2 protein-coding genes are annotated in these 1,477 nt (G+C 63.9%); one reads left to right on the forward strand and one right to left on the reverse strand.

From position 1 onward, the window contains the following. The first annotated feature begins 44 nt into the window (after nucleotides 1-44). A complete protein-coding gene (locus tag ACCAA_RS10150) occupies nucleotides 45-1,073 on the forward strand; it encodes an IS1595 family transposase (protein ID WP_186407134.1) in 1,029 nt (342 codons plus the stop codon). A gap of 5 nt (nucleotides 1,074-1,078) precedes the next feature. Here ACCAA_RS10150 and ACCAA_RS10155 read toward each other — a convergent pair. Further along, nucleotides 1,079-1,477: hypothetical protein (locus ACCAA_RS10155; RefSeq protein ID WP_186407135.1), on the reverse strand; the 399-nt coding region annotated here is incomplete at its 5' end.

Here is a 1,477-nt window from a genome sequence, read left to right on the forward strand (position 1 = left end):
ACGAATACACTGGTACGCATGACATACCCCCGTGAGCCCCTGCGATGAGTCTGCATTTCCTGCTGAAAGCCGAAGCCCGTACGCTGTCCCTGGTGGAAGTCCTGGGCATGAGCGACGATGACGCTTTTACCCTGTTCCGGCGCGTGCGCTGGGGCGATGGGGACGAAGTGGTCTGCCCGCACTGCGGCCTGGTGCACCGGCACTACTTTCGGCCGACGCGCAAGATTTGGCGCTGTGCAGGCTGCCAGGAAGATTTCTCCGTCACGTCCGGGACGATTTTCGCCTTCCACAAGCTGCCCCTGCGCCTGTACCTGGCGGCGGTGATCCTGTTTGCCAACGCCGTGAAGGGCATTTCCGCGCTGCAGGTGGGCCGTGACCTGGGCGTGTCCCACAAGACCGCCTACGTCCTCCTGCAGAAGATACGGGAGAGCCTGCTGGTGGACCGGGATGAATCGGCCCTGACGGGTCACGTTCACGTCGACGGGGCGTATGTCGGGGGGAAGGTGCGACCGGAGAACAAGAGGGAAGACCGGGTGGACCGGCGCCTGGCGGAGAATCAAGACCCGGACAAGCGCTGTATTCTGGTGATGCGCGAGGCGCACACCGAGGCGGAGGTGGAAGCCGGCCACGCCGGGGCCAGGAAGACGCTCACCTTCATCGTGAAGAATGAGAACCAGTCCGACCTCGGCAAACTGGCGCCGGCCTACATCGCCCCGGGTGCGGTGATCTGTGCCGACGAATCCGCGGCCTACGACCTGCTGCCTGCCAAGTACGAGGTCCGCCGGGTGAACCACAGCCAGGCGTACCGCGCCGATGACGGCACGACCAACAACCTTGCCGAATCGTACTTCTCCCGCTTCCGCCGCTTCCAGATCGGCCAGGTCCACAAGCTTTCTCCGAAGTACCTCGACAACTACGCCCACGAGATTGCCTACCGGGAAGATACCCGGCGCTGGAGCAACGGCCACATTTTCCTGGATATCGTCGGCAAGTGCGCCCGTGCTCTGGTGAGCCGGGACTGGTGCGGGTACTGGCAGGGCAACCACCGGCTGGGGGAAAGCCTGGCGCTGTGAAGGCGTCATGCGACTGACCAGGTCGTGCCGTGTCCGTCACGGCCCGCGGGAATCAGAGTGCCTGTGCGCTCCAGGCGATGCACGACGGCAATGGCGTTCTTCTGCATCTGCTCGATCATGACCGGGGTGGATTCCAGGCCTTGGCGTGCCACCAGGGCTTCGCCGATCTGGCGGCTGCTCAGCGCCGTGCCTTGGGCCTCGCGGAAGATGTCCAGAACCATGCGCTGGCATTCTCCCTGCCGGAAGAAGCGGTTGCGCGTCCGATGTTCCTTGGCGCGGATGATCCGCAGGTCGATTTCCGGGGAAAACAGCTTTAGCGTTGCGTCGAGGTGGGCCAGATCAGCCGCCAGGCGCCCCATTTCCTTCTTGTGATGCTCGATCAGCCCGGCCATCTCGGAACGCTT

Origin of the sequence: Candidatus Accumulibacter aalborgensis (assembly GCF_900089955.1) — a bacterium.
GTDB lineage: Bacteria > Pseudomonadota > Gammaproteobacteria > Burkholderiales > Rhodocyclaceae > Accumulibacter > Accumulibacter aalborgensis.